Origin of the sequence: Pantoea sp. VS1 (genome assembly GCF_002207995.1) — a bacterium.
In the GTDB taxonomy this organism is placed as follows: Bacteria; Pseudomonadota; Gammaproteobacteria; order Enterobacterales; family Enterobacteriaceae; genus Pantoea; species Pantoea dispersa.
Window position 1 is genome coordinate 16,833 of record NZ_NHZE01000008.1, and the last position, 25,797, is coordinate 42,629.

Consider the following 25,797-nt stretch of genomic DNA (forward strand, 5'->3'; position numbering starts at 1 on the left):
AAATGTTAGATTTTATGTCGGAATTCACCCGCGACCGGCGGGTGAATTTGCGTTTAGAGCGGCAGCTTAGCGCCGTTTAACGCCGGTGTCGGACGGCAGCACCGCCGCGAAAAATTATTCAGCCTGGTTTTTCACCGAAGCAGAACGTTTTTGCGCCTTGTAGCGGCTTCGCGTGGTTGGTAAAGTAGGCGGATTTTATTTTCCGCCCCCAGCTTGCAGGATTATCCCTTAGTATGTTTAAAAAATTTCGTGGCATGTTTTCCAATGACTTGTCCATTGACCTGGGTACCGCGAATACCCTGATTTACGTAAAAGGACAAGGCATCGTGCTGAACGAGCCTTCTGTGGTTGCCATTCGTCAGGATCGCGCCGGCTCCCCAAAGAGCGTAGCGGCTGTTGGTCATGATGCAAAGCAGATGCTTGGCCGTACGCCGGGTAACATCGCAGCTATCCGTCCGATGAAAGATGGCGTTATCGCCGACTTCTTCGTGACTGAAAAAATGCTCCAGCACTTCATCAAGCAAGTGCACAGCAACAGCTTTATGCGCCCCAGCCCACGCGTGCTGGTGTGCGTGCCGGTCGGCGCAACCCAGGTTGAGCGCCGTGCCATCCGCGAATCGGCGCAGGGCGCCGGTGCCCGTGAAGTGTTCCTGATTGAAGAACCCATGGCCGCGGCAATCGGCGCGGGTCTGCCAGTGTCAGAAGCGACCGGCTCGATGGTGGTTGATATCGGTGGCGGTACGACCGAAGTCGCGGTTATCTCCCTGAACGGCGTGGTTTACTCTTCTTCTGTGCGTATTGGTGGCGATCGCTTCGATGAAGCTATCATTAACTACGTGCGCCGTAATTACGGCTCGCTGATTGGTGAAGCCACCGCTGAGCGTATCAAGCATGAGATCGGTTCTGCTTATCCGGGTGACGAAGTGCGCGAGATCGAAGTGCGCGGCCGTAACCTGGCTGAGGGCGTGCCGCGTGGCTTTACGCTGAACTCGAATGAAATCCTGGAAGCGCTGCAGGAGCCACTGACCGGTATCGTCAGTGCCGTGATGGTCGCGCTGGAGCAGTGCCCGCCGGAGCTGGCGTCTGACATCTCCGAGCGCGGTATGGTGCTGACCGGTGGCGGCGCGCTGCTGCGTAACCTGGATCGTCTGCTGATGGAAGAGACCGGTATTCCGGTGGTAGTCGCAGAAGATCCGCTGACCTGCGTAGCGCGCGGCGGCGGTAAAGCACTGGAAATGATCGACATGCATGGCGGCGATTTGTTCAGCGAGGAGTAATTCCTCTCCGGCTGAGACCGTGGTCAAATTGCGCAGGGAATAGCGACGATACCCAAAATCAGCACAACGGCAGGACGATGGCCATCGCATGCCGCACGGCAGCCTCAGCAGCAGGCACCGGGCAGCAGCGGCACAACGTCGTCACTGCGGTTTGCAGGATGCGGGGTAACTGGCGACGCTGCGCACGACGGCGTATAGCGTCCAGCCCTGGAGGCGTGAGTGCTGACACTCACGCTTCTTCCCTGATGTCGAGGAATTCGCAGAATTTATGAAGCCGATTTTTAGCAGGGGACCTTCCCTGCAGTTGCGCCTGTTTCTGGCCGTGATTGTGGCTATCGCGATTATTGTCGCCGACAGCCGGATCAGCACGTTCTCCCAGATCCGCAACTACCTGGACACGTCGGTCAGTCCATTTTACTTCCTGGCCAACGGGCCACGACAGCTTCTTGACGGCGTTTCCGAAACGCTGGCCTCGCGCCAGCAGCTGGAGCTGGAAAACAAAGCGCTGCGCCGTGAGCTCTTCCTGAAAAACAGTGACCTGCTGATGCTGGGGCAATACAAGCAGGAAAACGCGCGTCTGCGCGAGCTGCTCGGCTCGCCGCTGCGTCAGGATGAGCACAAAATGGTGACCCAGGTGATCTCCACCGGCACCGATCCTTACACCGATCAGGTGATCATCGATAAAGGCAGCGTCAACGGCGTGTATGAAGGCCAGCCGGTGATCAGCGATAAAGGCGTGGTCGGCCAGGTGGTGGCGGTAGGGCAGATGACCAGCCGCGTGCTGCTGATCTGCGATGCCTCGCACGCCCTGCCGATTCAGGTGCTGCGTAACGATATTCGCGTCATCGCCGCCGGTAACGGCTGCAGCGAAGATCTGCAGCTGGAGCATCTGCCGGGCAATACGGATATTCGCGTCGGTGATGTGCTGGTGACGTCGGGCCTGGGCGGACGCTTCCCGGAAGGGTATCCGGTCGGCGTGGTGTCGTCAGTGAAAGTGGATACGCAGCGTGCCTATACCGTGATTCAGGCGCGTCCGACCGCCGGTCTGCAGCGTCTGCGCTACCTGCTGCTGCTGTGGGGTGCGGATAAGAACGGCGACATGCCGATGGCACCGGACGAAGTGCATCGCGTGGCCAACGAACGCCTGATGCAGATGATGCCGCAGGTGCTGCCGCCTGCGGGCGAAATGGGGCCGCCGGCACCCGCCATGATGCAACAAAATCAGCAGATGGGGCCGCCACAGCCCGCCGCCAGCAGCCGTTCGCAGGGTAATCCGGCGAACTCGCGCGGAGGCCAGCCTTGAGTCGATATCGCAGCCAGGGGCGTTGGGTGATCTGGCTGTCCTTCCTTGTTGCGCTTATCCTGCAAATCATGCCGTGGCCGGATCAGATTTACATGTTCCGGCCATCGTGGCTATTGCTGATCCTGATCTACTGGGTGCTGGCGCTGCCGCACCGGGTCAACGTAGGCACCGGCTTTTTCCTCGGCGCCATTATGGATCTGGTCGCCGGCTCAACGCTGGGCGTGCGTGCGCTGGCGTTCAGCATTATCGCCTATCTGGTGGCCTTTAAATTTCAGCTATTCCGCAATCTGGCGTTGTGGCAGCAGGCATTAATGGTTATGGTGCTGTCGCTGGCGGTTGATGTGATTGTTTTCTGGGCAGAATTTCTGGTCATCAACGTCTCCTTCCGCCCGGAAATCTTCTGGAGTAGCGTGGTCGACGGTATCCTGTGGCCCTGGCTATTCTTACTGATGAGAAAGATTCGCCGTCAGTTTGCTGTGCAATAAGGAATACAATGATAACCCTCTACCTGGCTTCCGGCTCACCGCGTCGGCGCGAGCTGTTAACGCAGCTTGGCCTGCAGTTTGAGCGCCTGATTACCGATGTTGAAGAACAGCGTCAGCCGGGCGAAGCGGCGGAGTCTTATGTGCGGCGTCTGGCCAGCGATAAGGCGCGAGCCGGCGTGCGGATAGCGCCGCAGAACCTGCCGGTGCTGGGCGCTGATACCATTGTGGTGCTGAATGGCGAAGTGCTGGAGAAACCGCGCGATGCGGCGCATGCCGCGCAGATGCTGGGTAAACTGGCCGGGCAAACCCATCAGGTCATGACGGCCGTGGCGCTGGCCGATGCGCAGGGTGAACTGGATTGCCTGGTGACCACAGACGTGACATTCCGCACTATCACGGCAGAGGAAATTTCGCACTATATCGCCAGCGGCGAGCCGATGGATAAAGCCGGCGCGTACGGTATTCAGGGCCTGGGCGGCAACTTTGTGCGCCGCATCAATGGAAGTTATCACGCCGTAGTGGGATTGCCGCTGGTGGAAACCAGCGAACTGCTGAGCCATTTTCAGTCGCTGCGTGCGTTAAGGGGACAAGATGACGGCTGAACTGCTGGTAAATGTGACACCTTCTGAAACCCGTGTTGCCTATATTGACGGCGGCATTCTGCAGGAAATCCATATTGAGCGCGAAGCGCGGCGCGGTATTGTCGGCAATATCTACAAAGGGCGCGTCAGTCGGGTACTGCCGGGCATGCAGGCGGCATTTGTCGATATCGGGATGGACAAAGCGGCCTTTCTGCACGCCTCGGACATCATGCCGCACACCGAATGCGTGGCGGGTGATGAGAAGAAGAACTTTATCGTGCGCGATATCGCCGAGCTGGTGCGGCAGGGACAGGATTTAATGGTGCAGGTGGTGAAAGATCCGCTCGGCACCAAAGGCGCCCGCCTCACCACCGATATTACGCTGCCGTCGCGCTACCTGGTCTTTATGCCGGGGGCTTCACACGTGGGCGTCTCACAGCGCATTGAAAGCGAGGCCGAACGTGAGCGGCTGAAAGCGGTGGTTGCCGCTTACTGTGACGATCTCGGCGGCTTTATTATTCGTACCGCCGCAGAAGGCATTGGCGCAGAAGAGCTGGCGCAGGACGCGGCATTTTTAAAGCGCCTGTGGACCAAAGTCAGCGAGCGTAAGAAGCGCAACCAGACGCGCTGCCTGCTGTACGGCGAGCTGGCGCTGGCGCAGCGCGTGCTGCGCGATTTCGCCGGCGCAGCGCTGGATCGCATTCGCGTCGATTCGCGCCTGACCTGCGATCTGCTGGTGGAATTTACCAGCGAATATATTCCGGAGATGGCCAGCAAGCTGGAGCTGTACAACGGCAAGCAGCCGATTTTCGATCTCTATGATGTGGAGAACGAGATTCAGCGCTCGCTGGAGCGCAAGGTGGAACTGAAATCTGGCGGTTACCTGATTATCGACCAGACCGAAGCCATGACCACGGTGGACATTAACACCGGTGCGTTTGTCGGCCACCGCAACCTCGACGAAACCATTTTTAATACTAATATCGAAGCCACGCAGGCGATTGCGCGCCAGCTGCGGCTGCGTAATCTCGGCGGCATTATCATCATCGACTTTATCGACATGAATAATGACGATCATCGCCGGCGCGTGCTGCACTCGCTGGAGAGCGCGCTGAGCAAAGATCGCGTCAAGACCAGCATCAACGGCTTCTCTGCGCTGGGGCTGGTCGAGATGACGCGCAAACGCACGCGCGAAAGCATTGAGCACGTGCTGTGTGCCGATTGCCCGGTCTGCCAGGGACGCGGTTCGCTGAAGACGGTAGAAACCGTGTGCTATGAAATCATGCGTGAAATCGTCCGCGTCCATCACGCTTACGACTCCGACAGCTTCCTGGTGTACGTGTCACCCGCAGTGGGTGAAGCGCTGAAAAGCGATGAGTCGCACGCGCTGGCCGAAGTGGAAATTTTTGTCGGCAAGCAGGTCAAAGTACAGGTTGAACCGCTCTACACGCAGGAGCAGTTTGACGTCGTCATGATGTAAGTCGTGAGGTTGAACGCCGTAACCCAACGGAAAGCAAGGAGAGGTGTGTGAGGCGGTTGCCGGGGATTTTGTTACTGCTGCTCGCCGCAATCATCGTCATTGTGGCGCTGCTGGTCAGCGGGCTGCGCCTTGTGATGCCGCATCTCAACAGCTATCGCGGCGAGGTGCTGCACACACTTTCGCGCGTCAGCGGCGTCACCATCGATGCCAGTGAAATTCAGGGAAAATGGGAGAATTTTGGCCCGACCCTGCAGGTGCGCGATCTGCGTATCGACATGGATAAAGATGGCGAGCTGCAGATTGGCCGCGTTACGCTGGCGCTCAATGTGTGGCAGTCGCTGCTGCACTGGCGCTGGCAGTTTCGCGATCTCACCTTCTGGCAGCTGCGGCTGGCAACCAACCGTCCGTTGCTCACCAGCGACGAGCAAAAAAACAGCTTCAAACCGGCCCAAATCAACGATCTGTTCTTACGCCAGTTTGACCATTTCGATCTGCGCGACAGCAGCATCCGTTTTCTCACGCCTTCCGGCCAGCATGCCGAACTGGCGATTCCCCGCCTTACCTGGCTGAACGAGGACAACCGCCATCGCGCCGAAGGCGAAGTGAGCCTGTCCAGCTTCACCGGCCAGCATGGCGTGGTGCAGGTACGGCTCGATCTTAACGATACCAACGGGTTACTTAACGACGGCCGCATCTGGATGCAGGCCGATGACGTGGACGTGCGCCCGTGGATTGGCCGCTGGCTGCGAGATAATACCAGCCTGCAAAGCGCGCGTTTCAGCCTGGCCGCGTGGGTCAACCTGCGCGACGGTGAGGTGTACGCGGGCGATCTGCTGCTGAGCAAAGGCGGCGCACGCTGGCGCGGCGAGCAGGGTGATCATCAGCTGCAGGTAGATGGCCTGACCGCGCATCTGGCGCGCTACCAGAATGGCTGGAGCCTGACGGTGCCGCAAACCCGGCTGATGACTGACGGCGTGGCCTGGGATGCCGGCCATATCGCCCTGCTGTGGAAGCCGGAAGATAAACAGATGATCGGCGCGAACAGTGCAGCGGAAGTGCGGGTGCGCGCCACCCGGCTCGATCTGCAGCGTCTGGCACCGCTGGTGCCGCTGTTTGCGCCGCTCTCGCCCACGCTGCTGGACAACTGGCGGGCGCTGCAGCCGCGCGGCTATATCGACGCGCTGGCGCTGGATATTCCGCTGGCGCAGCCGGAGCAGACGCGTTTGCAGGCGCGCTGGCGCGATCTGGCGTGGCAGCACTGGCAGCTTTTGCCGGGCATCAGCAATCTGAGCGGCAGCGCCAGCGGCAGTCTTAACCACGGCCAGCTGGATGTGCAGATGGGCCAGGCCGAAGTGCCGTACGGCGATATGTTCCAGGCGCCGTTACAGATTCAGCAGGTCACCGGCAGGATTAACTGGCTGCGCGATGCTAACGGCCTGACGCTGGATGGCCAGCAGCTGGACGTGCAGGCACGTTCGCTATGGGCGCGCGGCGATTTTCGCTATCAGCAAAATGTCGGTAAAGCGCCGCGCCTCGACATTCTTGCCGGGATTCGCGTCACAGACGCCGGTGATGCGTGGCGCTACTTCCCCGAGCCGCTGATGGGCCACGATCTGACGCAGTATCTCAGCGAAGCGGTCAAAGGCGGCCAGGTGGAGAATGCCACGCTGCTGTTTGCCGGCGATCCGCGTCTGTTCCCGTTCAAGCACCACGACGGCATGTTTGAAGTGGCCGTGCCGGTGCGCAATGCTACCTTCCAGTTCCAGCCAGGCTGGCCGGCGCTGCAAAACCTCGATATTGACCTCGATTTTATCAACGATGGTCTGTGGATGAAGGCGGCGCAAACCCGGCTGGGCGCGGTGGACGCGCGCAACGTCAGTGCGGTAATCCCGGATTACCTGAAAGAGAAGCTGATCATTGACGGTGATTTGAGCGGCGAAGGTAAAGATATCGCCGACTATTTCGCCCGCACGCCGCTCAAATCCACGCTGGGTGCGGCGCTGGAGCAGCTGCAGATTGGCGGCAACGTGCGTGGTTCGCTCAACCTGGATATTCCGCTGGATGGGGAACTGGTGCACGCCAGCGGTAACGTGGTGCTGAATAACAACAGCCTGCACATTAAGCCGCTCAACACCACGCTGAAAAACCTGACCGGACGTTTCCGCTACAACAACGGGAACCTGGAGAGTGAAGAGCTGCAGGCCAACTGGTTCGGTCAGCCCACCGGCGTGCGTTTCAGCACCACGGAAAATCCCGATGATTTTGGCGTTAACGTCAAACTGCTGGGCGACTGGCAGCCGGCAAAACTGGCCATGCTGCCTGCCAGCGTAAGCAGTAAGCTGGGCGGCAGTCTGGCGTGGCAGGGCAATGTCGACATCACGCTGCCGCATCAGGGTGGGGCGCGCTACAAGGTTGATATCAACGGTGACGGCAAGACAGTGAGCAGTCACTTACCTCCACCACTGGATAAAGAGGCCGGTGAGGCACTGCCCATCGCCATTAATGCCAGCGGCGATTTGCACAGTTTTAACCTCAGCGGCAGCGTGCGTGAGCACCATCGCTTTAACAGCCGCTGGCTGCTGGAGCCGCAGCTGCGCGTCGATCGCGGTATCTGGCTGAATGATGCCAAAAGCACGCCGGCGCTACCGGATCGGCGCGGGATGGTGCTTAATCTGCCGGCGCTGGACGGCGAAGCCTGGCTGGGGCTGATGACCGGCACGACGGGTTCACGCAATGCGCAGGGCGAGACGGACATCGGCGGCGCACTGCTGCCGGGCGATGTGACGTTGCGCACTCCGGCCCTGACGCTCGGCGGCCAGCAGTGGCACGATGTTACTGCCACGGTGACCCAGGGCGCGGGCGGCAGTACGCAGCTGCAACTGGAGAGCCGCGAAGCGCGCGGCAGCCTGCGAACCGCACAACACGCGCCGTGGCAAATCGACCTGAGCTATCTTTATTACAATCCGCAATGGAGTGACGGTGAAGCGGGCAAGGCCTCCTCGCCGTTCAGCGGGGACAGTGGCATTGATTTCCGCAGCTGGCCAGCGCTGCAGCTCAACTGCGCTGAGTGCTGGCTGCGCGGCCAGAAGTTCGGCCACATTCAGGCCAGGCTCCAGCCGCAGGGAGAGACGTTAGCACTCACTAACGGCAGCGTCGACACCGGCAGCTCGAAGCTCAATGTCGCGGGTGAATGGGTGAACAAAGCGGGCGAGCAGCGCACCTCGCTAAAAGGCAGCCTGAGCGGCAAAAATATCAATGATGCCACCAACTGGTTTGGCATGAACACGCCGCTGCGCGATGCGCCGTTCAAAATTGATTATGACCTGCACTGGCGCTCCGCACCGTGGCAGCCTTCAGAAAAGACGCTGAGCGGCACGCTGAAAACCCATTTCGGCAAAGGGCAGATTGCGGATGTGAACACCGGTCGTGCCGGACAGTTGTTGCGGCTGGTGAGCTTCGATGCCCTGCTGCGTAAGCTGCGCTTCGATTTTAGCGATACCTTTAATGAAGGTTTCTGGTTTGATTCGATTAACGGCACGGCGTGGATTGAAAACGGCGTGATGCGCACCGATAACCTGCTGGTGGATGGCCTCGAAGCGGATATCGCCATGCAGGGCAAAATAGATCTGGTGCAGCGGCAAATCGACATGGAAGCGGTGGTGGCACCGGAGATCGGCGCCTCGGTTGGCGTGGCCACCGCGTTTGTGATTAACCCGGTGGTCGGCGCGGCGGTATTTGCCGCCAGCAAGGTGCTGGCACCGTTATGGAATAAGATTTCGCTGCTGCGCTATCACATTAGCGGACCGCTGGATAAGCCGGAAATCAATGAAGTGCTGCGCAAACCGCGCGAAGCCGATAAGAAGTGAATTTGACGCCGTCGGGGAATTGCCGCAGGCTATGACTATCCGAGCACATAATGAGTGAGAAACGATGACTCTGAATCTGGTAAGTGAGCAGTTACTAGCTGCGAACAGCATTAATCAGCAGGACCTTTTTTCCCTGTTAGGGCAGCTTTCAGAACGTCGTCTGGACTATGCCGATCTCTATTTTCAGTCCAGCTTCCATGAATCCTGGGTGCTGGAAGACAAAATCATTAAAGATGGCTCTTATCACATCGACCAGGGCGTGGGCGTCCGCGCGGTAAGCGGGGAGAAAACCGGTTTTGCCTACGCCGATCAAATCAGCCTCAATGCCCTGCGCCAGTCGTCCGAAGCGGCGCGCAGTATTGTGCGCGAGCAGGGCAACGGCAAAGCGCACGCGCTCTCCGCGGTGCTTAACCGTTCGCTGTACGCGCCGGTCAATCCGCTGGACAGCCTGACGCGCGAAGACAAAATCGCGCTGCTGCACCGGGTTGATAAAGTGGCACGCGCCGCCGATCCGCGTGTGCAGGAAGTGAATGCCAGCCTGAGCGGCGTCTACGAGCAGGTGCTGGTCGCCGCCACTGACGGTACGCTGGCGGCGGATATTCGTCCGCTGGTGCGCCTGTCCATTAGCGTTCAGGTGGAAGATCAGGGTAAACGCGAGCGCGGCGCCAGCGGCGGCGGTGCGCGTACCGGCTACGAATTTTTCCTCGCCGATGAGAGCGGCGACGTACGGGCCGATGTCTGGGCGCGCGAAGCGGTGCGCATGGCGCTGGTTAACCTGTCTGCCGTCGCGGCGCCAGCCGGTACGCTGCCGGTGGTGCTGGGTGCGGGCTGGCCAGGCGTGCTGCTGCACGAAGCGGTGGGCCACGGTCTGGAAGGGGATTTCAACCGCCGCGAGACCTCCGTCTTCAGCGGTAAGATGGGCCAGCTGGTGGCGTCCGAACTCTGCACCGTGGTTGACGACGGTACCCTGCAAGGGCTGCGCGGTTCGCTGGCGGTGGATGATGAAGGCGTGCCGGGACAGTACAACGTGCTGATCGAAAACGGCGTGCTGAAAGGCTATATGCAGGACAAGCTCAATGCGCGTCTGATGGGCGTGCCGCCTACCGGTAACGGTCGTCGTGAATCCTATGCGCACCTGCCGATGCCGCGCATGACCAACACCTATATGCTGGCGGGCAAATCGACGCCGCAGGAGATCATTGAGAGTGTGGAGTATGGTCTGTATGCCCCTAACTTTGGCGGCGGCCAGGTCGATATCACCTCCGGCAAGTTTGTGTTTTCGACTTCCGAGGCTTATCTGATCGAGAACGGCAAAGTCACCAAACCGGTGAAAGGCGCGACGCTGATCGGCTCCGGCATTGAGGCGATGCAGCAGATTTCCATGGTCGGTAACGATCTGGCGCTGGATAAGGGCGTTGGCGTGTGCGGTAAAGAGGGCCAGAGCGTGCCGGTCGGCGTAGGTCAGCCCACGCTGAAGCTGGATAAAATTACCGTGGGCGGAACGGCTTAATGATCATGCTGGTGCGCATCAGTGCGCACCCTGTCAAAACCGCGCAATGGGTTTGTACAATGCTTGTTAGTTATGAGTAAACAGCACGCACACTTTGGTAGCGGCGCAATTTATTGCGCGAAGCATGGATGGGAACGGTGCTGCCAGTAGTACGCGCGATTAATCGCGCCGCTACGAAATATGCGGTAATTGAATTTGGTACTTAACTGATCGGCATTACGCAATTGTTTTGCAAGGTCACCTTTCAGGGTGACCTTGCATGCATAACTGCCCCGCATTTTCCCGTATGCGCCCTTCAGGCCGGCCACACCAGCGCCAGACGGCGGCTAACTTTTGCGGTGCTGCTGATACTGCCTTGCCACCTGCCTGAAATACTCGGTCAGATAATTGATACACACTTGCACCTTGAGCGGCAGCTTATCCTTCTCGGTATAGACGGCATACACCGGGCGCGGCTCCGAGTGATACTGCGGAAACAAAATATCGATCTCACCGGCGTTAATCTCATCAATCACCCACATCAGCGGCACATAGGCGATACCGCAGCCGGCTTTCAGCCAGCGAATCAGCGTCTGAGAATCATTGGTGACAAAACGTCCCTGCGGCGTCAGGCGCGTCACCAGACCTTCCGGCGCCACCAGCTCGAAGGTGTTATCCGGGCGCACGCTGTACTCCAGCCAGGAAAAGTTGTCGATTTCAGCCGGCTTTTCCGGCGTGCCGTGCTGGGCCAGGTAGCTCTTCGCCGCGCATACCACCATCGGCATGGCGCCCAGCCGGCGCGAGAACAGGTTGGAATCCTGCAGCTCACCGACGCGTATCACCACATCCAGCCCGTTAGCAATCAGGTCCGGCGCCGGTATGCCGGTCATCAGGTTGACGCTCAGTCCCGGGTATTCGTGCAGCATCTCGCTGGTCATGGCGGAGAGGACATTTTGCGCCATGGTGGTTGAGCAGCCGATGCGTAAAATCCCGATCGGCGTGTTGTTGAAGGCGTACAGCTGTTCGTGCACCTGCGAGGCCTCTGCCAGCATGCGGCGGCAGCCCTGATAATAAATCTTACCGGCTTCGGTCAGGCCCAGACTGCGGGTGCTGCGGTTAAGCAGTTTCACCTGCAGCTCATCTTCCAGTCTGGCAACAATCTGGCTGATTGACGAGACGCTGAGCTGCAGCTGGCGTGCGGCGGCGGTAAATGAGCCCAATTCAACCACTTTGGCGAAAATGGACATGCCTTTGAGTCGTTCCATTGTTTACTCTGGCTAAAAAGTGATTTAGCTCACAATATGTAGAAAACGTATAGTCAAGCGCGTTACTATACGCACGCTGGGTCTCTTCACCGCACCTGAACACGGCAGTGTTTACCCGATGATACGCTATGATTAGCTCAACGCGGCCTGAATGTTGTCATCAGATTATCCGTCACCCCACTATCATCAACCCGACGTGCCAGAGGGCATGAGGGCAGGTATCGGTGCAATCCGGCAAGGTCGAACTAAGGAACCGAAATGAGTGTGCTTCCGGTATTTGTCGTATTCGGGCTGTCTTTTCCGCCCATCTTCATTGAACTACTGGTTTCGCTGGCGCTGTTCTGGCTGGTGAAACGCGTGCTGACGCCCAGCGGGATTTACGATCTGGTGTGGCATCCGGCACTTTTTAACACAGCGCTGTATTGCTGTGTGTTTTACCTTGTATCCCGTCTATTCGTCTGAGGTTTTAAGTGAAAGCGCTTATAAGAAAAATCGCGCGTTACGCCATTACGCTCCTGCTGGTTATCATCGCTGTTGTCATCATCTTCCGCGCCTGGGTGTTCTATACCGAGTCGCCGTGGACGCGTGACGCCAAATTCTCCGCCGACGTGGTGGCGATCTCCCCGGACGTGACCGGACTGATCACCGACGTCCCGGTACACGACAACCAGCTGGTGAAAAAAGGCGATACGCTGTTTATCGTCGACCGTCCGCGCTACCAGAAAGCGCTGGATGAGGCGCAGGCGGATGTCGAATATTACCAGGCGCTGGTTAGTGAAAAACGCCGTGAAGCGGCGCGCCGTAACCAGCTCGGTACCAGCGCGATGTCGCGTGAAGCCATTGAGCAGTCGAACAGCGACCTGCAGACCAGCGAACATCAGCTGGCCAAAGCGGTGGCGACGCGCGATCTGGCGGTGATCGACCTCGATCGCACCACCATCAAAGCGCCGTCCGACGGCTGGGTCACCAACCTCAACGTCTATCAGGGTGAATTCATCACGCGCGGCTCGGTGGCCGTGGCGCTGGTGCAGCAGCACTCGTTCTACGTGCTGGCCTACATGGAAGAGACCAAGCTGGATGGCGTGCGTCCCGGCTTCCGCGCGGAAATTACCCCGCTGGGCAGCAACACGGTGCTGCGCGGCACGGTTGACAGCATCGCGGCTGGCGTGACCAACAGCAGCAGCAGCGTCGACAGCAAAGGCATGGCCACCGTGGACTCCAACCTCGAGTGGGTGCGTCTGGCGCAGCGCGTGCCGGTGCGTATTCGCCTTGACGATCAGCCCGGCAACCGCTTCCCGGCGGGGACCACCGCCACCGTGGTGATCACCGGTGACAAAGACCGCCAGACCAAAGTGTCGCCGATGGCGCAGCTGTTCAACCGCCTGCGTGAGTTTGGTTAAGCGGGGGCGATATGATTGAGTTTTTGCGTTTCCCGGTAAAGCTGACCTTCGCGCTGGTGGCGGCGCTGATGATTGGCTTTCACTTCAATCTGGAAACGCCGCGCTGGGCGGTGATGACCGCCGGCATCGTGGCTGGCGGCACCGCCTTTGCCGCGGGCGGCGATCCTTACTCTGGCGCGCTGCGCTACCGTGGCGTTCTGCGTATTATCGGCACCTTTATCGGCTGTATCGCGGCACTCACCATCATGATTGCGACGGTGCGCGCGCCGGTGGTGATGCTGCTGCTGTGCTGCCTGTGGGCCGGTATGTGCGTCTGGCTCTCATCGCTGATTAAAGTCGAAAACTCCTACGCGCTGGGCCTCGCTGGCTACACCGCGCTGATCATCGTGGTGACCGCGGATGCCAGCGGCGGCCTGACGCTGGCGCCGCAGTTCGCCGTGGAGCGCTGCAGCGAAATTGTGCTCGGTATCCTGTGCGCCATTCTCGCCGACATGCTGTTCTCTCCGCGCTCGATCAAGAAAGTGATTGATGCGGAAGTGGATGCGCTGCTGGTGGCGCACTACCGCCTGCTGCAGCTGTGCGTGGCGCACGAGGATAAAGAGGAAGTCGACAAAGCCTGGAGCGCGCTGGTGCGCCGCACGACCGCGCTCAACGGCATGCGTAGCCAGCTGCTGATGGAGTCGTCGCGCTGGAGCAACACCAGCCGCCGGCTGCAAATGCTCAACACGCTATCGCTGACGCTGATTACTCAGGCCGCTGAGACCTTCCTGATTCAGAATTCGCGCCCGGATTACATCCCGCCGCAGTATCGCCTGCTGATTGAAAAAGAGGTAACCAGCGTCGGTGACGTACATAAGCGCATGAAGCTGATGCGCCGCGTTATTGGCGTCAGCAGTAAAAGCGTGCCGTTTACCCTGGCCAGCTGGGTCGGCGCAGCGACCGAATATCTGCTGCTGATCAATGGCGTCAAAAGTAACAGCCGTATCACCACGCTGGAGGAGAGCATTCTGCAGCGTGAGGTGGTGATCCAGGCGCGCTCAGCGGAAACGCATCATGCGATGATCAATGGTGTGCGCACCTTTGTCGCCACCGCGCTCGGTTCGCTGTTCTGGCTGTATACCGGCTGGACCTCCGGCAGCGGCTGCATGGTGATGCTGGCGGTGATTACCGCGCTGGCGATGCGTATGCCGAATCCGCTGATGATGGCGAAAGACTTCTTCTACGGCATGGCCTTTGCGGTGCCGCTGGGCATGCTCTACTTCATCTGGGTATTGCCGGGCACCCAGCAAAGTGCCTTGCTGTTGTGTATCGCGATTGGCGCACTCGGCTTTATCGGCGGCATCTTTGTACAGCGGCGGCAGATTGGTACGCTGGGCGCGCTGATCGGCACCATCAACGTGCTGGTGCTGGATAACCCGATGAAGTTTGAGTTCAACGTGTTTCTCGACAACGCGCTCGGCCAGTGGATTGGCAGCTTTGTAGCGATGATGGTGATTTTGCTGATTCGTGACAAATCCAAAGCCCGCACCGGACGCAAGCTGCTGAATCGCTTTATGTATGCTGCGGTGGCAGCGCTGACCACCAATCAGGCGCGCCGGCGTGAAAACCATTTACCGGCGCTTTATCAGCAGCTGTTCCTGCTGCTTAACCTGTTCCCAGGCGATATAGACAAATACCGGATTGCGCTCACGCTGATTATTGGTCATCAGCGCCTGCGCAACGCGGAGGTACCGGTCAATGCCGATCTGTCGGCGTATCACCGCCAGCTGCGCGCCACCGCCGACCGCATTATTGCGGCCAGCAGCGATGATAAACGGCGCTACTACTTTGAGCGCCTGCTGCAGGAGCTGGACGTTTATCAGCAGAAGCTGCAGCACTATGCCGCCCCGGCCAGCGTGACGGAACCGGTGAAACGGCTGTCGATGATGCTGGATAAGTACCAGAACACCCTCATCCAAATCTGAAACTGGCCGCTGCCTGGCGCAGCGGCTGGCCTGATGCCACGCTGACCCTCATTGCCCGATTATTGCCATCTATACTTTCCTGACAGGATGCTCACTGACAGGAGAATAACGATGTCCACTTCCCTGCAACAACACGAACTGTTCAACACTGGCTACTTCGCGGACGGCCAGTGGCACACCGCCAGCAGCACCTTTGATGTCACCAATCCGGCCACCGGCGAGGTACTGGCGCAGGTGGCGAAAGCCGGCAAGGCTGAAACCGAACAGGCGATTGCCGCCGCACAGCGCGCTTTTCCGGCGTGGCGCGACAAAACCGCCAAACAGCGCAGCGAAATCCTTTATCGCTGGTACCAGCTGATCATTGAGCACAAAAGCTGGCTGGGCCAGCTGATGACCGCCGAGCAGGGCAAACCGCTGCAGGAAGCCGAGGGTGAAGTAGAATACGCCGCCAGCTTTATTCAATGGTTTGCCGAGCAGGCGAAGCGCGCCAACGGCGAAATTATCCCGCCGGCCAAAGCCGGTTCACGCATTCTGGCGACGCGCGAGCCGATTGGCGTGGTCGCGGCCATCACGCCGTGGAATTTCCCGATGGCGATGCTGACGCGCAAACTCGGCCCGGCGCTGGCGGCCGGCTGCACCGGCATCATCAAGCCGGCCAATAACACCCCGCTCAGCGCCTTTGCGCTGGTGGCGCTGGCACAAAAAGCGGGCGTGCCGGACGGCGTGCTGAACGCGGTAGCCGGCGACACGCACGCCATCAGCGACGCCATTATGGCTTCCCGCGCGGTGCGTAAAATCTCTTTTACCGGTTCCACCGCAGTGGGGAAAACGCTGATGCGGAACGCGGCCGAAACCATGAAGAAAGTCTCGATGGAGCTGGGCGGCAACGCGCCCTATATCGTATTTGACGATGCCAATATCGACGCGGCGGTGCAGGGGGCTATCGCCAATAAATTCCGCAACGCCGGCCAGGTGTGCGTCAGCGTTAACCGCTTCTATATCCACAACGCAATATACGACCGCTTTGTGCATCAGCTGGCTGAGGCGGTGGGCAAACTGAAAGTGGGCAACGGCGTGGAGCCGGGCGTAGTGGTCGGGCCGCTGATTGAGCCGTCTGCGGTGGAGAAAGTGGCGGAGCATGTCAAAGATGCGCTGAGCAAAGGCGGGAAACTGCTGGTGGGCGGCGAGCGCCATCCGCTGGGCGGCAACTTCTGGCAGCCGACGGTGATTGCCGATGCGCATGAAGAGATGCAGCTGGCGCAGGAAGAGACCTTCGGTCCGGTGGCCGCCTGCTTCCGCTTTGACGATGAAGCTGAGGTGATCGCGCGCGCCAACAACACCGAATACGGTCTGGCGGCTTACTTCTATACGCAGAATCTGCAGCGCGTGTTCCGCGTTTCGGCGGCGCTGGAAGCCGGCATGATTGGGATCAACGAGTGTGCGGTCTCGACCGAGCTGGCGCCGTTTGGCGGCGTGAAAGAGTCCGGACTGGGACGCGAAGGATCGGTGCTGGGCATGGAAGAGTATCTGGAAGTCAAAGCGCTGCACCTCGGCGGTCTGGCGTAGCGAGAGGATGTCACCATGAGAACCGAGCGTTTCGACTTCAATGAAATCGTCGATCAGGCTCATTTCTACCGTCAGTTTTGCGAACGTTTCGCGCTGGCGGATCGCACCATTCACGATCTGGACGATCTGTGGGAAATGATCATCGGCGAGCAGATCCCGCTGCCGCTGGAAATTGCGTTCATCAATCTGGGGAAAGGGCAGAAACGCCGCTATGGTGCGCTGATATTGCTATTCGATGAGGCAGAAGAGGAGCTGGAAGGCCAGCTCCGCTTTAATGTTCAGTAGCACAACCAAAAAGGGCCCCGGCAGGCGGGGCCAAAGGGTTCGTCAGAATTGACGAGGAATTATTTGTACAGCTCTGCAGTCAGGTGATAGCTGTCACCGGTGCGCGCTTCAATCACTTTATACGCGCTGGCACCCTGCTCATCGGCTTTCTGAGAAAGCTGAGCGCGGTAATCCATAGGTGAGCCGCCTGTTCCGCTAACGGTAATAGTCTGGCCGGTAGATTGCAGATTCTGCGCGGATTCATCCGTTACCAGTTGGGCAGCCGAAGCGCCAAAAGCGAACAGAGAAAGCAGCGTAGCGGTTGCGATGGTTGTTTTGATTTTCATAATTCGTCTCCTCATTAGAATCAACAACCTGCGGCACGAAGAGGGTAAGCGGGTCGTCGATCTTCTCCCGGCGACTGCATAACGCCGGATCGATAGTTAAAGTTTATTTGTACAGTTCAGCCGTCACGTGGAAGGTGTTGTCCTGATTGTTCTCAATGATGCGGTAATGGCTGGCACCCTGAGCATCGGCTTTCTGGGACAGTTCCTGACGGATATTGGTCTGGTCGCCATCGACGCCGCTCACGCTAATGGTCTGATTCAGCGGCTGCAGATTTTCTGCCTGGGTGTTGGTTACCAGGGTGGCAGCACTGGCGCCAAAAGACAGAACGGAAGCCAGACTCAGTACAGCAATAGATAATTTGGTTTTCATGATTCACTCTCCTGAAATGGGGTGGGCAACCTGAGAGGCAAACGCCTCTCAAACGGGTCGCCGTTCACACTGCATCTTGTTCCGGCAAACTTATTTATAAAGTTCCGCGGTTGCGTGGTAGCTGTTGTCGTTATAAGCCTCAACAACGCGATAGGCTTTAGCACCTTGCGCTTCAGCTTTGGCGTTCAGCTGCTGATGGATATCCATCGGTGAGCCGCCAATGCCGCTGACGCTGATGGTGCCGACCGGCTGCAGGTTCGCTGCCTGTTCGGCGTTAATAGAATCTGCGGCGAAAGCACCAAATGACAGGGCAGATAGAACACTCAGGGTGGCGATAGTAGTTTTAACGTTCATGGTATTTTTCCTCGTCTTCTGTTTTTCTCTTTTTGATTTCGTGTGATTTGCATCACGAAAAGAAGTATAGATCTAATCACCCATGAAATTAATATCCCGCTAATAATGATTGGTTGTAATTCTTTATCCTTATGGCACATTTTTATAACGCAAAGTTATTAAAACCGCCTGGATCTTAACCAGGAGGGTGTATTTTCATGCAAAAACAATGATCTGCATCAAATTATCTTTTTGTGCGAAACAATGTGGTTGATCAAGCTGGCTGCGCGCTAAAAGCAAGAGATAACCGCTAAGCACTAATTGTAAAGCAGCGTAAAATAGCGCAAAGGGTTAAGCAGGCGAAAAGGTCGTACCAATAGTTCCCCGCATTGAGAACCCGGCGGAATATGGCTAAGCGGTTATTTTGTAAGGTGTTGGCGATAAAACAGCGGGAGAAACACGGGCGGGCAGGCAAGGTTACCGGCAGGTGAACCGCCGGTAACAGACAGGGTTTTATAGTTCCTGTTCGAATAACACCAGCACGGCGTCATACAGCTGCTTCACCGTAAAGGCGCGCGCTGGCGTAATAAAGATGGTGTCGTCACCGGCGATGGTGCCGAGAATGCCTTCGGCTTTGCCGAGGGAGTCGAGCAGGCGGGCGATCAGCTGGGCCGCGCCCGGGCTGGTATGAATCACTACCAGCGCATCGTTATAGTCGATATCTAGCACCAGATTCTTCAGCGGACTGGTGGTGGTAGGCACGCCCAGTTCGGCTGGCAGGCAGTACACCATCTCCATTTTGGCGTTACGCGTGCGCACCGCGCCAAACTTGGTCAGCATACGAGAAACTTTTGACTGGTTGATGTTGCCGAAGCCGTCTTCCTGCAGCGCCTGGACAATTTCGCCCTGAGAGCTGAACTTTTCTTCTTTCAGTAAGGCTTTGAACGCCTTTATCAGATCGTCTTGTTTAGATGGGTTTCGCATAAGCTACCAATAAAAGAGGGTTGCAGCAGGCAACAGGCCCGTCGCAGATAAATTATTATGCATTTAGATGAATTTTTATGCAATAAGCGGATGCGTGAATTCACGGCATGCGCGTGTGGGGCGGGCATGATAACAGAGTTTTATCCTGCACCAAAATCGCGCGCTGGCGCGCAAAGCGAAGGTTGCAAAGTTGTTATATTATTGAAGTGGTAACAACAAAACGATGATCATTGCCGTCCATAGTCTTCTGGCTGCGACTGGATCATTCAGGCGACTTCTGAAGTGGAGATGTCTCGGGAGCCGATTGCGGCGTAATGTTATTGCGCGACAGGTGTGTCGCTATCGCCTGAGAAGTTGATTAAACTCGTAACCTGATGGATTTCCGGCATATCTCTGCCCCACCTTAATAAGGAGTTCAGGATGAAAGTTGCCGTTCTCGGTGCAGCTGGTGGTATTGGCCAGGCACTCGCTCTGCTGCTCAAGACCCAATTACCCGCAGGTTCAGCCCTCTCACTGTATGACATTGCCCCGGTGACACCAGGCGTCGCGGTTGATCTCAGTCACATTCCTACCGCCGTGAAAGTTGAAGGGTTCAGTGGCGAAGATGCGACGCCGGCTCTGCACGGCGCCGATGTGGTGCTGATCTCGGCCGGTGTGGCACGCAAACCTGGCATGGACCGCGCCGATCTGTTTAACGTCAACGCCGGTATCGTGCGTAACCTGATTGAACAGGTGGCGACCACCGCGCCAAAAGCGCTGATTGGCGTCATCACTAACCCGGTAAATACCACGGTGGCGATTGCCGCCGAAGTGCTGAAAAAAGCCGGTGTGTACGATAAAAACCGGCTGTTTGGCGTCTCGACGCTGGATGTGATTCGCGCCAATACCTTTGTCGCTGCCCTGAAGGGCAAACAGCCTACGGAGATTGAAGTGCCGGTGGTCGGCGGGCATTCAGGCGTGACCATTCTGCCGCTGCTGTCGCAGGTTAAAGGCGTCAGCTTCAGCGAGCAGGAGATCGCCGACCTGACGAAACGTATTCAGAATGCCGGTACCGAAGTGGTGGAAGCCAAAGCCGGTGGCGGCTCGGCGACGCTGTCGATGGGCCAGGCGGCGGCGCGCTTTGGTCTGTCGCTGATTCGTGCACTGCAGGGCGAAGCCAATGTCGTAGAGTGCGCCTATGTGGAAGGCGACGGCGAGTACGCGCGCTTCTTCTCGCAGCCGCTGCTGCTGGGCAAAAACGGTATCGCCGAACGCCGTCCGCTCGGGCCGCTCAGTGATTTCGAACAGCAGGCGCTCAACGGCATGCTGGAGACGCTGAAAAAAGATATCGCGCAGGGCGAAGAGTTTGTGAAGTAACCCGCGCGTAAAGAAAAAACGCCCGGCGCATACCGGGCGTTTTGTTTTACAGGCCACCGGATTTGAAGGTCCGGCTGGCAGCCGAACCGTTGCTGGCCGGCGTTTTGCGCCCCAGCGTTTCCATGCGAACCTGGAACGGCGGGAACGGCATCTCAATGCCATGCTCTTCAAAGCCGCGCAGAATAAGCTGATGCAGCTCATGACGCAGCGGCATACGATGGCCCATCTCCGCCGCGTGCACGCGCAGCTCAAACAGCTGAATGCCCTGCTGCAGGTCCACCAGGAACACATCCGGCGCTGGCATATCCAGCACATAGGTGCAGCGATCGGCCGCCTGCTTCAGGATGGTCGTCACCTCTTCGCTGTTAACGTGGGCCGGTGCCGGAATGGTCAGCACCACGCGCGTCACCGAATCCGACAGCGACCAGTTGACGAACTGCTCGGTGATAAAGGCCTTGTTCGGCACGATAATCTCTTTGCGGTCCCAGTCGGTAATGGTGGTGGCGCGCGTATTGATGCGGGTGATGCTGCCGGTCAAATCGCGAATGGTCACGGTATCGCCGATACGAATGGGTTTCTCAAACAGGATGATCAGACCGGAGATAAAGTTGGCAAAGATCTCCTGCATCCCGAAGCCCAGCCCCAGACCCAGCGCCGCTACCAGCCACTGCAGTTTTGACCACTCCACGCCAATAATCGAAAAGCCAATCAGACCGCCGACCAGCATCAGCGCGTATTTGGTCAGGGTGGTAATGGCGTAACCGGTACCGGGCGACAGGCTGAGGTGTTGCAGCAGCGCCAGCTCCAGCAGCGCCGGCATATTGCGCACCAGCTGGGTGGTAATGATAAAGATCAGGATGGCGATCAGCACGGCACCCAGCGTAATGGGCTGTACGCTCTCGACGCCCTGCACCGTGGTGCTGGCATCCCACAGCGGAATGTTGTCGAGGAAGCTGAACGCGGAGTGAATCTCAGACCACAGCACAATCACTGACACCAGTGCAATCAGCGTCAGAATCGAGCGGACCAGCCGCAGCGACTGCGCGCTGATCGCATCCAGATCGATAATCGGCTCTTCGACTTCCACGGTATCGGTGCTGACGGCAGACTGCTGCTCTTTTTCCTCTTCGCTGCGCGCGCGGTTGGCCAGCATATCGGCACGACGCTGGCGCGCGCGGTCAAAAGCGATGCGGCGGCGCTGAATCAGCATCCAGCGGCGAATGATGTGGTAAATCACCAGCAGGAAGAACCAGATGCCGACCGAGGTTTCCAGACGCGCCAGCAGCGCCTGCGCGGTGGCCAGATAGCCAATGCAGGAGGCCAGCGCCGCCACCAGCGGAATGGCGATCATCAGGTTCCACAGAATCCGGTTAACGAAGTTGTCGCCGTTGCCCTCTTTATCCAAATAGAGCGGGATACCGGCGCGTTTCAGACTGACGGTGACAATGCTCAGCGCCCCGCAGATCAGAATAAAGCACAGGCGCCCCAGCGTGGCGGAGAACTGCGGATCGTCGAGATTGGCGAAAGCAATCAGCAGCATAATCAGCGGTACGATCAGGCCGACCGTCAGCGAGTAATAACGCATGGCGCGCGCGACCCGCGCCTGCGGCCAGCGGAAGTGCACGACAAACAGGCCGTCAGGACGGGCAAACGCCGCGCTGATCATGAACGCCCACAGCAGCGGCAGGGTGGCAGTGATGCCATCGCCAATCGCTACGGCAAACGGGTAAGGCCAGGCGTGCTGCAGGCCAAAGCCGAGCGCGGCCCACAGTACCGGCAGCGGCACCGCGACCAGAATCGACCAGAAGACGGTGCGCAGCGTCAGGCTGAAGCGGTCCTGCGTTACTTTCCCCACGCGGCTGGCCGCGCGCGCCATAAAGGCGTTGTAGTGACGACGCGTGCTGATGCTAAAGCCCACCAGCAGAATGGCACCAATAATCGGCAACACCGTTTCGCGGTTAGTGAACATCATCGCCAGCGCTTTGCCCAGCTGGCCCAGCGTGTCCAGCGACAGCAGGCGCGTCAGGTCGGTGGCCACATCCAGCGGATATTTCAGGCCAACCGGGCTGACGTCGGCGGTCCAGAACAGATAGCGGTGCGTCGCCTCTTTGACTTCACTCAGCGCGTCCTGCAGCTGCGTATTGGAAACCTTCAGCTTGGTAATTTCCAGAATCAGCGTGTCGCAGCCGGAAATCAGTGAGTTCAGCAGTTCACGCTGGGTTTTCAGCTGGGCATCCAGAATGCGCGTCTGTTCACTGGTGAACGGCGTGCCGTCCGCCTGTTTCTCTTTGCGCAGCGCCTGCTGGCGCTCCAGCAGGTCTTCATAATGCAGCCGCTGCACGCGCAGCTGGCCCATTTCACTGTCGATCTGCTGGGATTTCGGCATCTCCGGCAGGCGCGCCACCTGCGCGCGCAGCGCTTCACCCAGCAGGTTCGACACGCCCAGCCACTGTGACTGCTCGCGCAGCGTGCTCAGCGCCTGGCGCACCTGCAATGTCTGATTGGTGGCGAGACGCTGCTGCGAGGCCACCAGATCCATACGCTGCGCCTGCTGATTCAGATCGGCGGAGAGCTCGCGGTTAACGCGGAACTGATCGCTGATGGAGGCCGGCAGATCGCCGCTGTTTTCCGCCAGCTGTTCGGTGCGCTCCAGCGCCAGTTCGGCTTCGCGCTGACGCTGGTTGTTGAGCTGATTGCGCAGCGCCTGCAGATAGTTATCCAGCTGGGTCGCTTTGCGCTGATGCACTTCCGCGCGCATGCGCGCCAGCTCCTGACGGTTATTGGCCGACAGCTGCGCCAGCTCCAGTTCATCTACCCGCGCTTTACTGGCTGCGCTCTCGGTCTGACGCGCATAAATCTGCGCCTGTGCCAGCGGGGTAGCGGCAGCCGCCACGCCCTGTGCGCGCCGTTCACTTTCGGTCATGGCGCGCCGCGCGTCGGTCTGCTGCTGCGGCAGCTGCGACAGAGAATCGCTGATTTCGCGGGCGCGATCCTGCTCCTGCTGCGCCTGGCGGCTCTCCTCCAGCAGCTGGCTGCTAACCTGCAGGATCTCCTGATCCAGCTCGGCATTGCTCATGTTGCTGCGCACTGGCTTGCTGCTATCGGTCAGCGTGGCGATTTGCTGACGCAGTTCGCGCGCCAGCCGCGGGAAATCATCGATTACCTGCTGATACTGTTTCGCCCGTTCCAGCGAGTCGTCGCGTTCGGACAGGAAATTAATTGCTGCTTCCAGCGCCTGCACCTGTTCGGCCTGGCTGGGCGAGCTTTTCGCGGATTTCGCCGTTTCCAGATCCTGTTTCAGCTGGCTGGCGGGTGGAACGGTGGCGGCAAAGACGGTGCTGCTGAGCACCAGGCTCAGCAGCAGAAAAAGAGAGGCGCGCACGGCGGTGTTTCCCGGAATTAGTCGATGAGCGGAGCGCTGTCGCCGGGCTGCGGCAGGGCGATAGCCAGCGGCTGACCCAGGCGGGTTTTGCTTTCGGCTTCAAGGCTTTCAGCCAGCTTGACGCGGTTCGGCGCGAACAGGTTGATCACCGTCGAGCCCAGCTTAAAGCGGCCCATCTCCTGACCTTTCAGCAGCACGACCGCGCCATCATGATCGGCCGATGGGTAGCGCCAGCGTTTGATCACCCCTTCGCGCGGCGGCGTCACGGTGCCGGCCCAGACGGTTTCGATGCTGCCGACGATGGTGGCACCCACGAGGATCTGCACCATCGGGCCGTGATCGGTATCAAATACGCAGATCACGCGTTCGTTACGGGCAAACAGGTTCGGGATGTTGCGCGCGGTCAGCGGGTTAACCGAGTAGAGATCGCCCGGCACGTAGATCATTTCGCGCAGGATGCCGTTACACGGCATGTGCACGCGGTGGTAGTCACGCGGCGCGAGGTAAATGGTAACGAACTCACCGTCGACAAATTTTTCCGCCAGATCGTCATTGCCGGCCAGCAGCGCCTGCAGCGAGTAGGTGTGGCCTTTGGCCTGGAAGATCTGATCGCCAGCAATACGGCCCAGCTGGCTGATGGCGCCATCCGCTGGCAAGGCCAGCAGCGAAGCGTCCGGATCGATAGGGCGCGCACCCTCTTTTAACGGGCGTACAAAGAAGTCATTAAAGGTGCGGTAGCTGCCGGTGTGCGGCTTGCTGGCTTCCGCCATGTCCACTTTGTAGAACCAGACAAAAATGTCGATGACCGCTTTGGTCAGCCAGCCAGCGCGGCGGCTGGCGCCCCAACCGGCGAGTTCGGTCAGCGCTTTTTTAGGCAGAATGTGATTCAGGCCGAGTTTAAAACGATCAAACACCGTTGCCTCCTGGCTTAATAACGTTTGGTTTACACAAAAGGGGGCGGATTGTAGCAGCGCCCCGGTCAGTTGGCGAATGTGCCGTTGTACCCGTTAATCTTCGCTGGCGGAAAAGTTTTTACGCGTTTTTACCTGCGCCATGCTCTCCAGAATACGGTGGTAGTTATCGAAGCGTGAAATGTCGATGATCCCGTTCTCCACCGCTTCGCGGATGGCGCAGCCAGGGTCGTTGTCGTGCTTGCAGTCACGGAACTTGCAACCGCCGAGAAATTCACGAAATTCGACAAATCCCTGGGTAATTTGTTCCGGCTCCAGATGCCACAAACCGAACTCGCGCACGCCAGGCGAATCGATGACATCGCCGCCGTGCGGGAAGTGATACAGCCGTGAGGCGGTGGTGGTGTGCTGGCCGAGGCCGGACACGTCCGACACATCATTGGTCAGGATCTCATCGCCTGCCAGGTCGAGGCCGAGCAGGTTGTTCAGCAGGCTGGATTTACCCACGCCAGACTGGCCGGCAAAAATGCTGACCCGGCCGGTGAGCGCCGCTTCCAGATCCTTCAGTCCATCTTTGGCGCGGCTCGACACCATCAGTACGCGATAGCCAATGTGGCGATAGATATCCATCTGCTCATCGACAAACGCCCGCGCGTCGTCATCCAGCAGATCGGTTTTATTCAGTACCAGCAGCGGCTCCACGCCGAGCGTTTCGCTGGCCACCAGATAGCGATCGATAATGTTCAGCGACAGCTCTGGCAGGATCGCCGACACAATTATGATCTGATCAATGTTGGCGGCGATCGGTTTCACGCCGTCATAGAAGTCCGGGCGCGTCAGCACCGTCTGGCGCGGGTGCACGGCTTCAACAATTCCTTTGCCACCGTTTTCGCCGGCGGCGCGCCACACCACGCGGTCACCGGTGACCAGCGAGCGAATGGTGCGGCGGATATTACAGCGATGCACCTCGCCGGCGCTATCTTCCACATCCGCGTGCATGCCAAAGCGGCTGATCACTACGCCCTCAGAGGCTTCACCAAACAGGCTGTCGTCCGGTTCCGGCTTTTCGTTCCGTTGCTGCAGACGACGCTGATGGTTGGCGCTGACGCGACGTTGTTGACCCTTCGACAATTTATTTTTGCTCACGCATCCTCTCACGCTTTCGCCAGGCTTC

General features: G+C 58.7%; 21 protein-coding genes. 13 read left to right on the forward strand and 8 right to left on the reverse strand.

Going from position 1 to position 25,797, the window contains the following annotated elements; all coding sequences use genetic code 11:
• The first annotated feature begins 233 nt into the window (after nt 1–233).
• The 7 genes from mreB (at nt 234) to tldD (ending at nt 10,502) form a co-directional block, all read left to right on the forward strand.
• Entirely contained in the window at nt 234–1,277 is a 1,044-nt protein-coding gene (mreB, locus tag CBW22_RS04085; protein ID WP_003855260.1) for a rod shape-determining protein MreB, read from the forward strand.
• Nucleotides 1,278–1,545: 268 nt separating this feature from the next.
• Entirely contained in the window at nt 1,546–2,580 is a 1,035-nt protein-coding gene (gene mreC, locus CBW22_RS04090) for a rod shape-determining protein MreC (RefSeq protein ID WP_021508152.1), read from the forward strand.
• Nucleotides 2,577–3,065 carry a rod shape-determining protein MreD gene (gene mreD / locus CBW22_RS04095; RefSeq protein ID WP_031279826.1) on the forward strand — a complete coding sequence of 163 codons (489 nt, stop codon included), beginning with the start codon at nt 2,577–2,579 and terminating at the stop codon, nt 3,063–3,065. The genes mreC and mreD overlap by 4 nt, the downstream gene beginning before the upstream one ends.
• A gap of 8 nt (nt 3,066–3,073) precedes the next feature.
• Nucleotides 3,074–3,667, forward strand: coding sequence for a Maf family protein (locus CBW22_RS04100; RefSeq protein WP_088516100.1), 594 nt, complete (start codon nt 3,074–3,076; stop codon nt 3,665–3,667).
• Entirely contained in the window at nt 3,657–5,126 is a 1,470-nt protein-coding gene (rng, locus tag CBW22_RS04105; protein ID WP_021508149.1) for a ribonuclease G, read from the forward strand. Before CBW22_RS04100 ends, rng begins: the two co-directional genes overlap by 11 nt.
• Before the next feature lie 47 nt (nt 5,127–5,173).
• Nucleotides 5,174–8,992 carry an AsmA2 domain-containing protein YhdP gene (yhdP, locus tag CBW22_RS04110; RefSeq protein ID WP_088516101.1) on the forward strand — a complete coding sequence of 1,273 codons (3,819 nt, stop codon included), beginning with the start codon at nt 5,174–5,176 and terminating at the stop codon, nt 8,990–8,992.
• Nucleotides 8,993–9,056: 64 nt separating this feature from the next.
• The gene (tldD, locus tag CBW22_RS04115; RefSeq protein WP_021508147.1) at nt 9,057–10,502 is read left to right on the forward strand and encodes a metalloprotease TldD; all 1,446 of its coding nucleotides are present in this window, start codon (nt 9,057–9,059) and stop codon (nt 10,500–10,502) included.
• A gap of 326 nt (nt 10,503–10,828) precedes the next feature.
• Here tldD and aaeR read toward each other — a convergent pair whose 3' ends face one another.
• A complete protein-coding gene (gene aaeR, locus CBW22_RS04120; protein WP_058771467.1) occupies nt 10,829–11,746 on the reverse strand; it encodes an HTH-type transcriptional activator AaeR in 918 nt (305 codons plus the stop codon).
• Between the two features lie 258 nt (nt 11,747–12,004).
• Between aaeR and aaeX the strand changes: the two genes are divergently transcribed.
• The 5 genes from aaeX to CBW22_RS04145 all read left to right on the forward strand — a co-directional run bounded on the left by aaeX (nt 12,005) and on the right by CBW22_RS04145 (nt 16,961).
• A complete protein-coding gene (gene aaeX / locus CBW22_RS04125; RefSeq protein WP_021508145.1) occupies nt 12,005–12,208 on the forward strand; it encodes a p-hydroxybenzoic acid efflux pump operon protein AaeX in 204 nt (67 codons plus the stop codon).
• An 8-nt stretch (nt 12,209–12,216) separates the two neighbouring features.
• The gene (gene aaeA, locus CBW22_RS04130) at nt 12,217–13,146 is read left to right on the forward strand and encodes a p-hydroxybenzoic acid efflux pump subunit AaeA (RefSeq protein ID WP_058759877.1); all 930 of its coding nucleotides are present in this window, start codon (nt 12,217–12,219) and stop codon (nt 13,144–13,146) included.
• 11 nt (nt 13,147–13,157) lie between these two features.
• Nucleotides 13,158–15,110 (forward strand): p-hydroxybenzoic acid efflux pump subunit AaeB, encoded by a 1,953-nt coding sequence (gene aaeB, locus CBW22_RS04135; RefSeq protein ID WP_088516102.1) that lies wholly within the window; start codon nt 13,158–13,160, stop codon nt 15,108–15,110.
• A gap of 111 nt (nt 15,111–15,221) precedes the next feature.
• Complete coding sequence (locus tag CBW22_RS04140) at nt 15,222–16,676, forward strand: NAD-dependent succinate-semialdehyde dehydrogenase (RefSeq protein WP_088516103.1); 1,455 nt, start codon at nt 15,222–15,224, stop codon at nt 16,674–16,676.
• Nucleotides 16,677–16,691: 15 nt separating this feature from the next.
• On the forward strand, nt 16,692–16,961 hold the full coding sequence (locus CBW22_RS04145; RefSeq protein ID WP_021508141.1) for a barstar family protein: 270 nt from the start codon (nt 16,692–16,694) through the stop codon (nt 16,959–16,961).
• 59 nt (nt 16,962–17,020) lie between these two features.
• Here CBW22_RS04145 and yhcN (CBW22_RS04150) read toward each other — a convergent pair whose 3' ends face one another.
• From yhcN (CBW22_RS04150) to argR, 4 genes are all read right to left on the reverse strand, one after another.
• Nucleotides 17,021–17,287, reverse strand: coding sequence for a peroxide/acid stress response protein YhcN (gene yhcN, locus CBW22_RS04150; RefSeq protein ID WP_021508140.1), 267 nt, complete (start codon nt 17,285–17,287; stop codon nt 17,021–17,023).
• Between the two features lie 103 nt (nt 17,288–17,390).
• Complete coding sequence (locus CBW22_RS04155; RefSeq protein ID WP_021508139.1) at nt 17,391–17,657, reverse strand: YdgH/BhsA/McbA-like domain containing protein; 267 nt, start codon at nt 17,655–17,657, stop codon at nt 17,391–17,393.
• A gap of 90 nt (nt 17,658–17,747) precedes the next feature.
• Nucleotides 17,748–18,011, reverse strand: coding sequence for a peroxide/acid stress response protein YhcN (gene yhcN / locus CBW22_RS04160; RefSeq protein ID WP_021508138.1), 264 nt, complete (start codon nt 18,009–18,011; stop codon nt 17,748–17,750).
• Between the two features lie 492 nt (nt 18,012–18,503).
• Complete coding sequence (gene argR / locus CBW22_RS04165) at nt 18,504–18,974, reverse strand: transcriptional regulator ArgR (RefSeq protein ID WP_021508137.1); 471 nt, start codon at nt 18,972–18,974, stop codon at nt 18,504–18,506.
• Nucleotides 18,975–19,394: 420 nt separating this feature from the next.
• Here argR and mdh point away from each other — a divergent pair, with 420 nt between their 5' ends.
• Nucleotides 19,395–20,330, forward strand: a complete 936-nt coding sequence (gene mdh, locus CBW22_RS04170) for a malate dehydrogenase (RefSeq protein WP_021508136.1) — start codon at nt 19,395–19,397, stop codon at nt 20,328–20,330.
• A 46-nt stretch (nt 20,331–20,376) separates the two neighbouring features.
• Here the strand turns inward: mdh and mscM are convergent, their stop codons facing one another.
• From mscM to rsgA, 3 genes are all read right to left on the reverse strand, one after another.
• Entirely contained in the window at nt 20,377–23,712 is a 3,336-nt protein-coding gene (gene mscM / locus CBW22_RS04175) for a miniconductance mechanosensitive channel MscM (RefSeq protein WP_088516104.1), read from the reverse strand.
• A gap of 17 nt (nt 23,713–23,729) precedes the next feature.
• The gene (gene asd, locus CBW22_RS04180) at nt 23,730–24,626 is read right to left on the reverse strand and encodes an archaetidylserine decarboxylase (RefSeq protein ID WP_088516105.1); all 897 of its coding nucleotides are present in this window, start codon (nt 24,624–24,626) and stop codon (nt 23,730–23,732) included.
• Between the two features lie 93 nt (nt 24,627–24,719).
• Nucleotides 24,720–25,769 (reverse strand): small ribosomal subunit biogenesis GTPase RsgA, encoded by a 1,050-nt coding sequence (gene rsgA, locus CBW22_RS04185; protein WP_031279822.1) that lies wholly within the window; start codon nt 25,767–25,769, stop codon nt 24,720–24,722.
• Nucleotides 25,770–25,797: the final 28 nt, after the last annotated feature.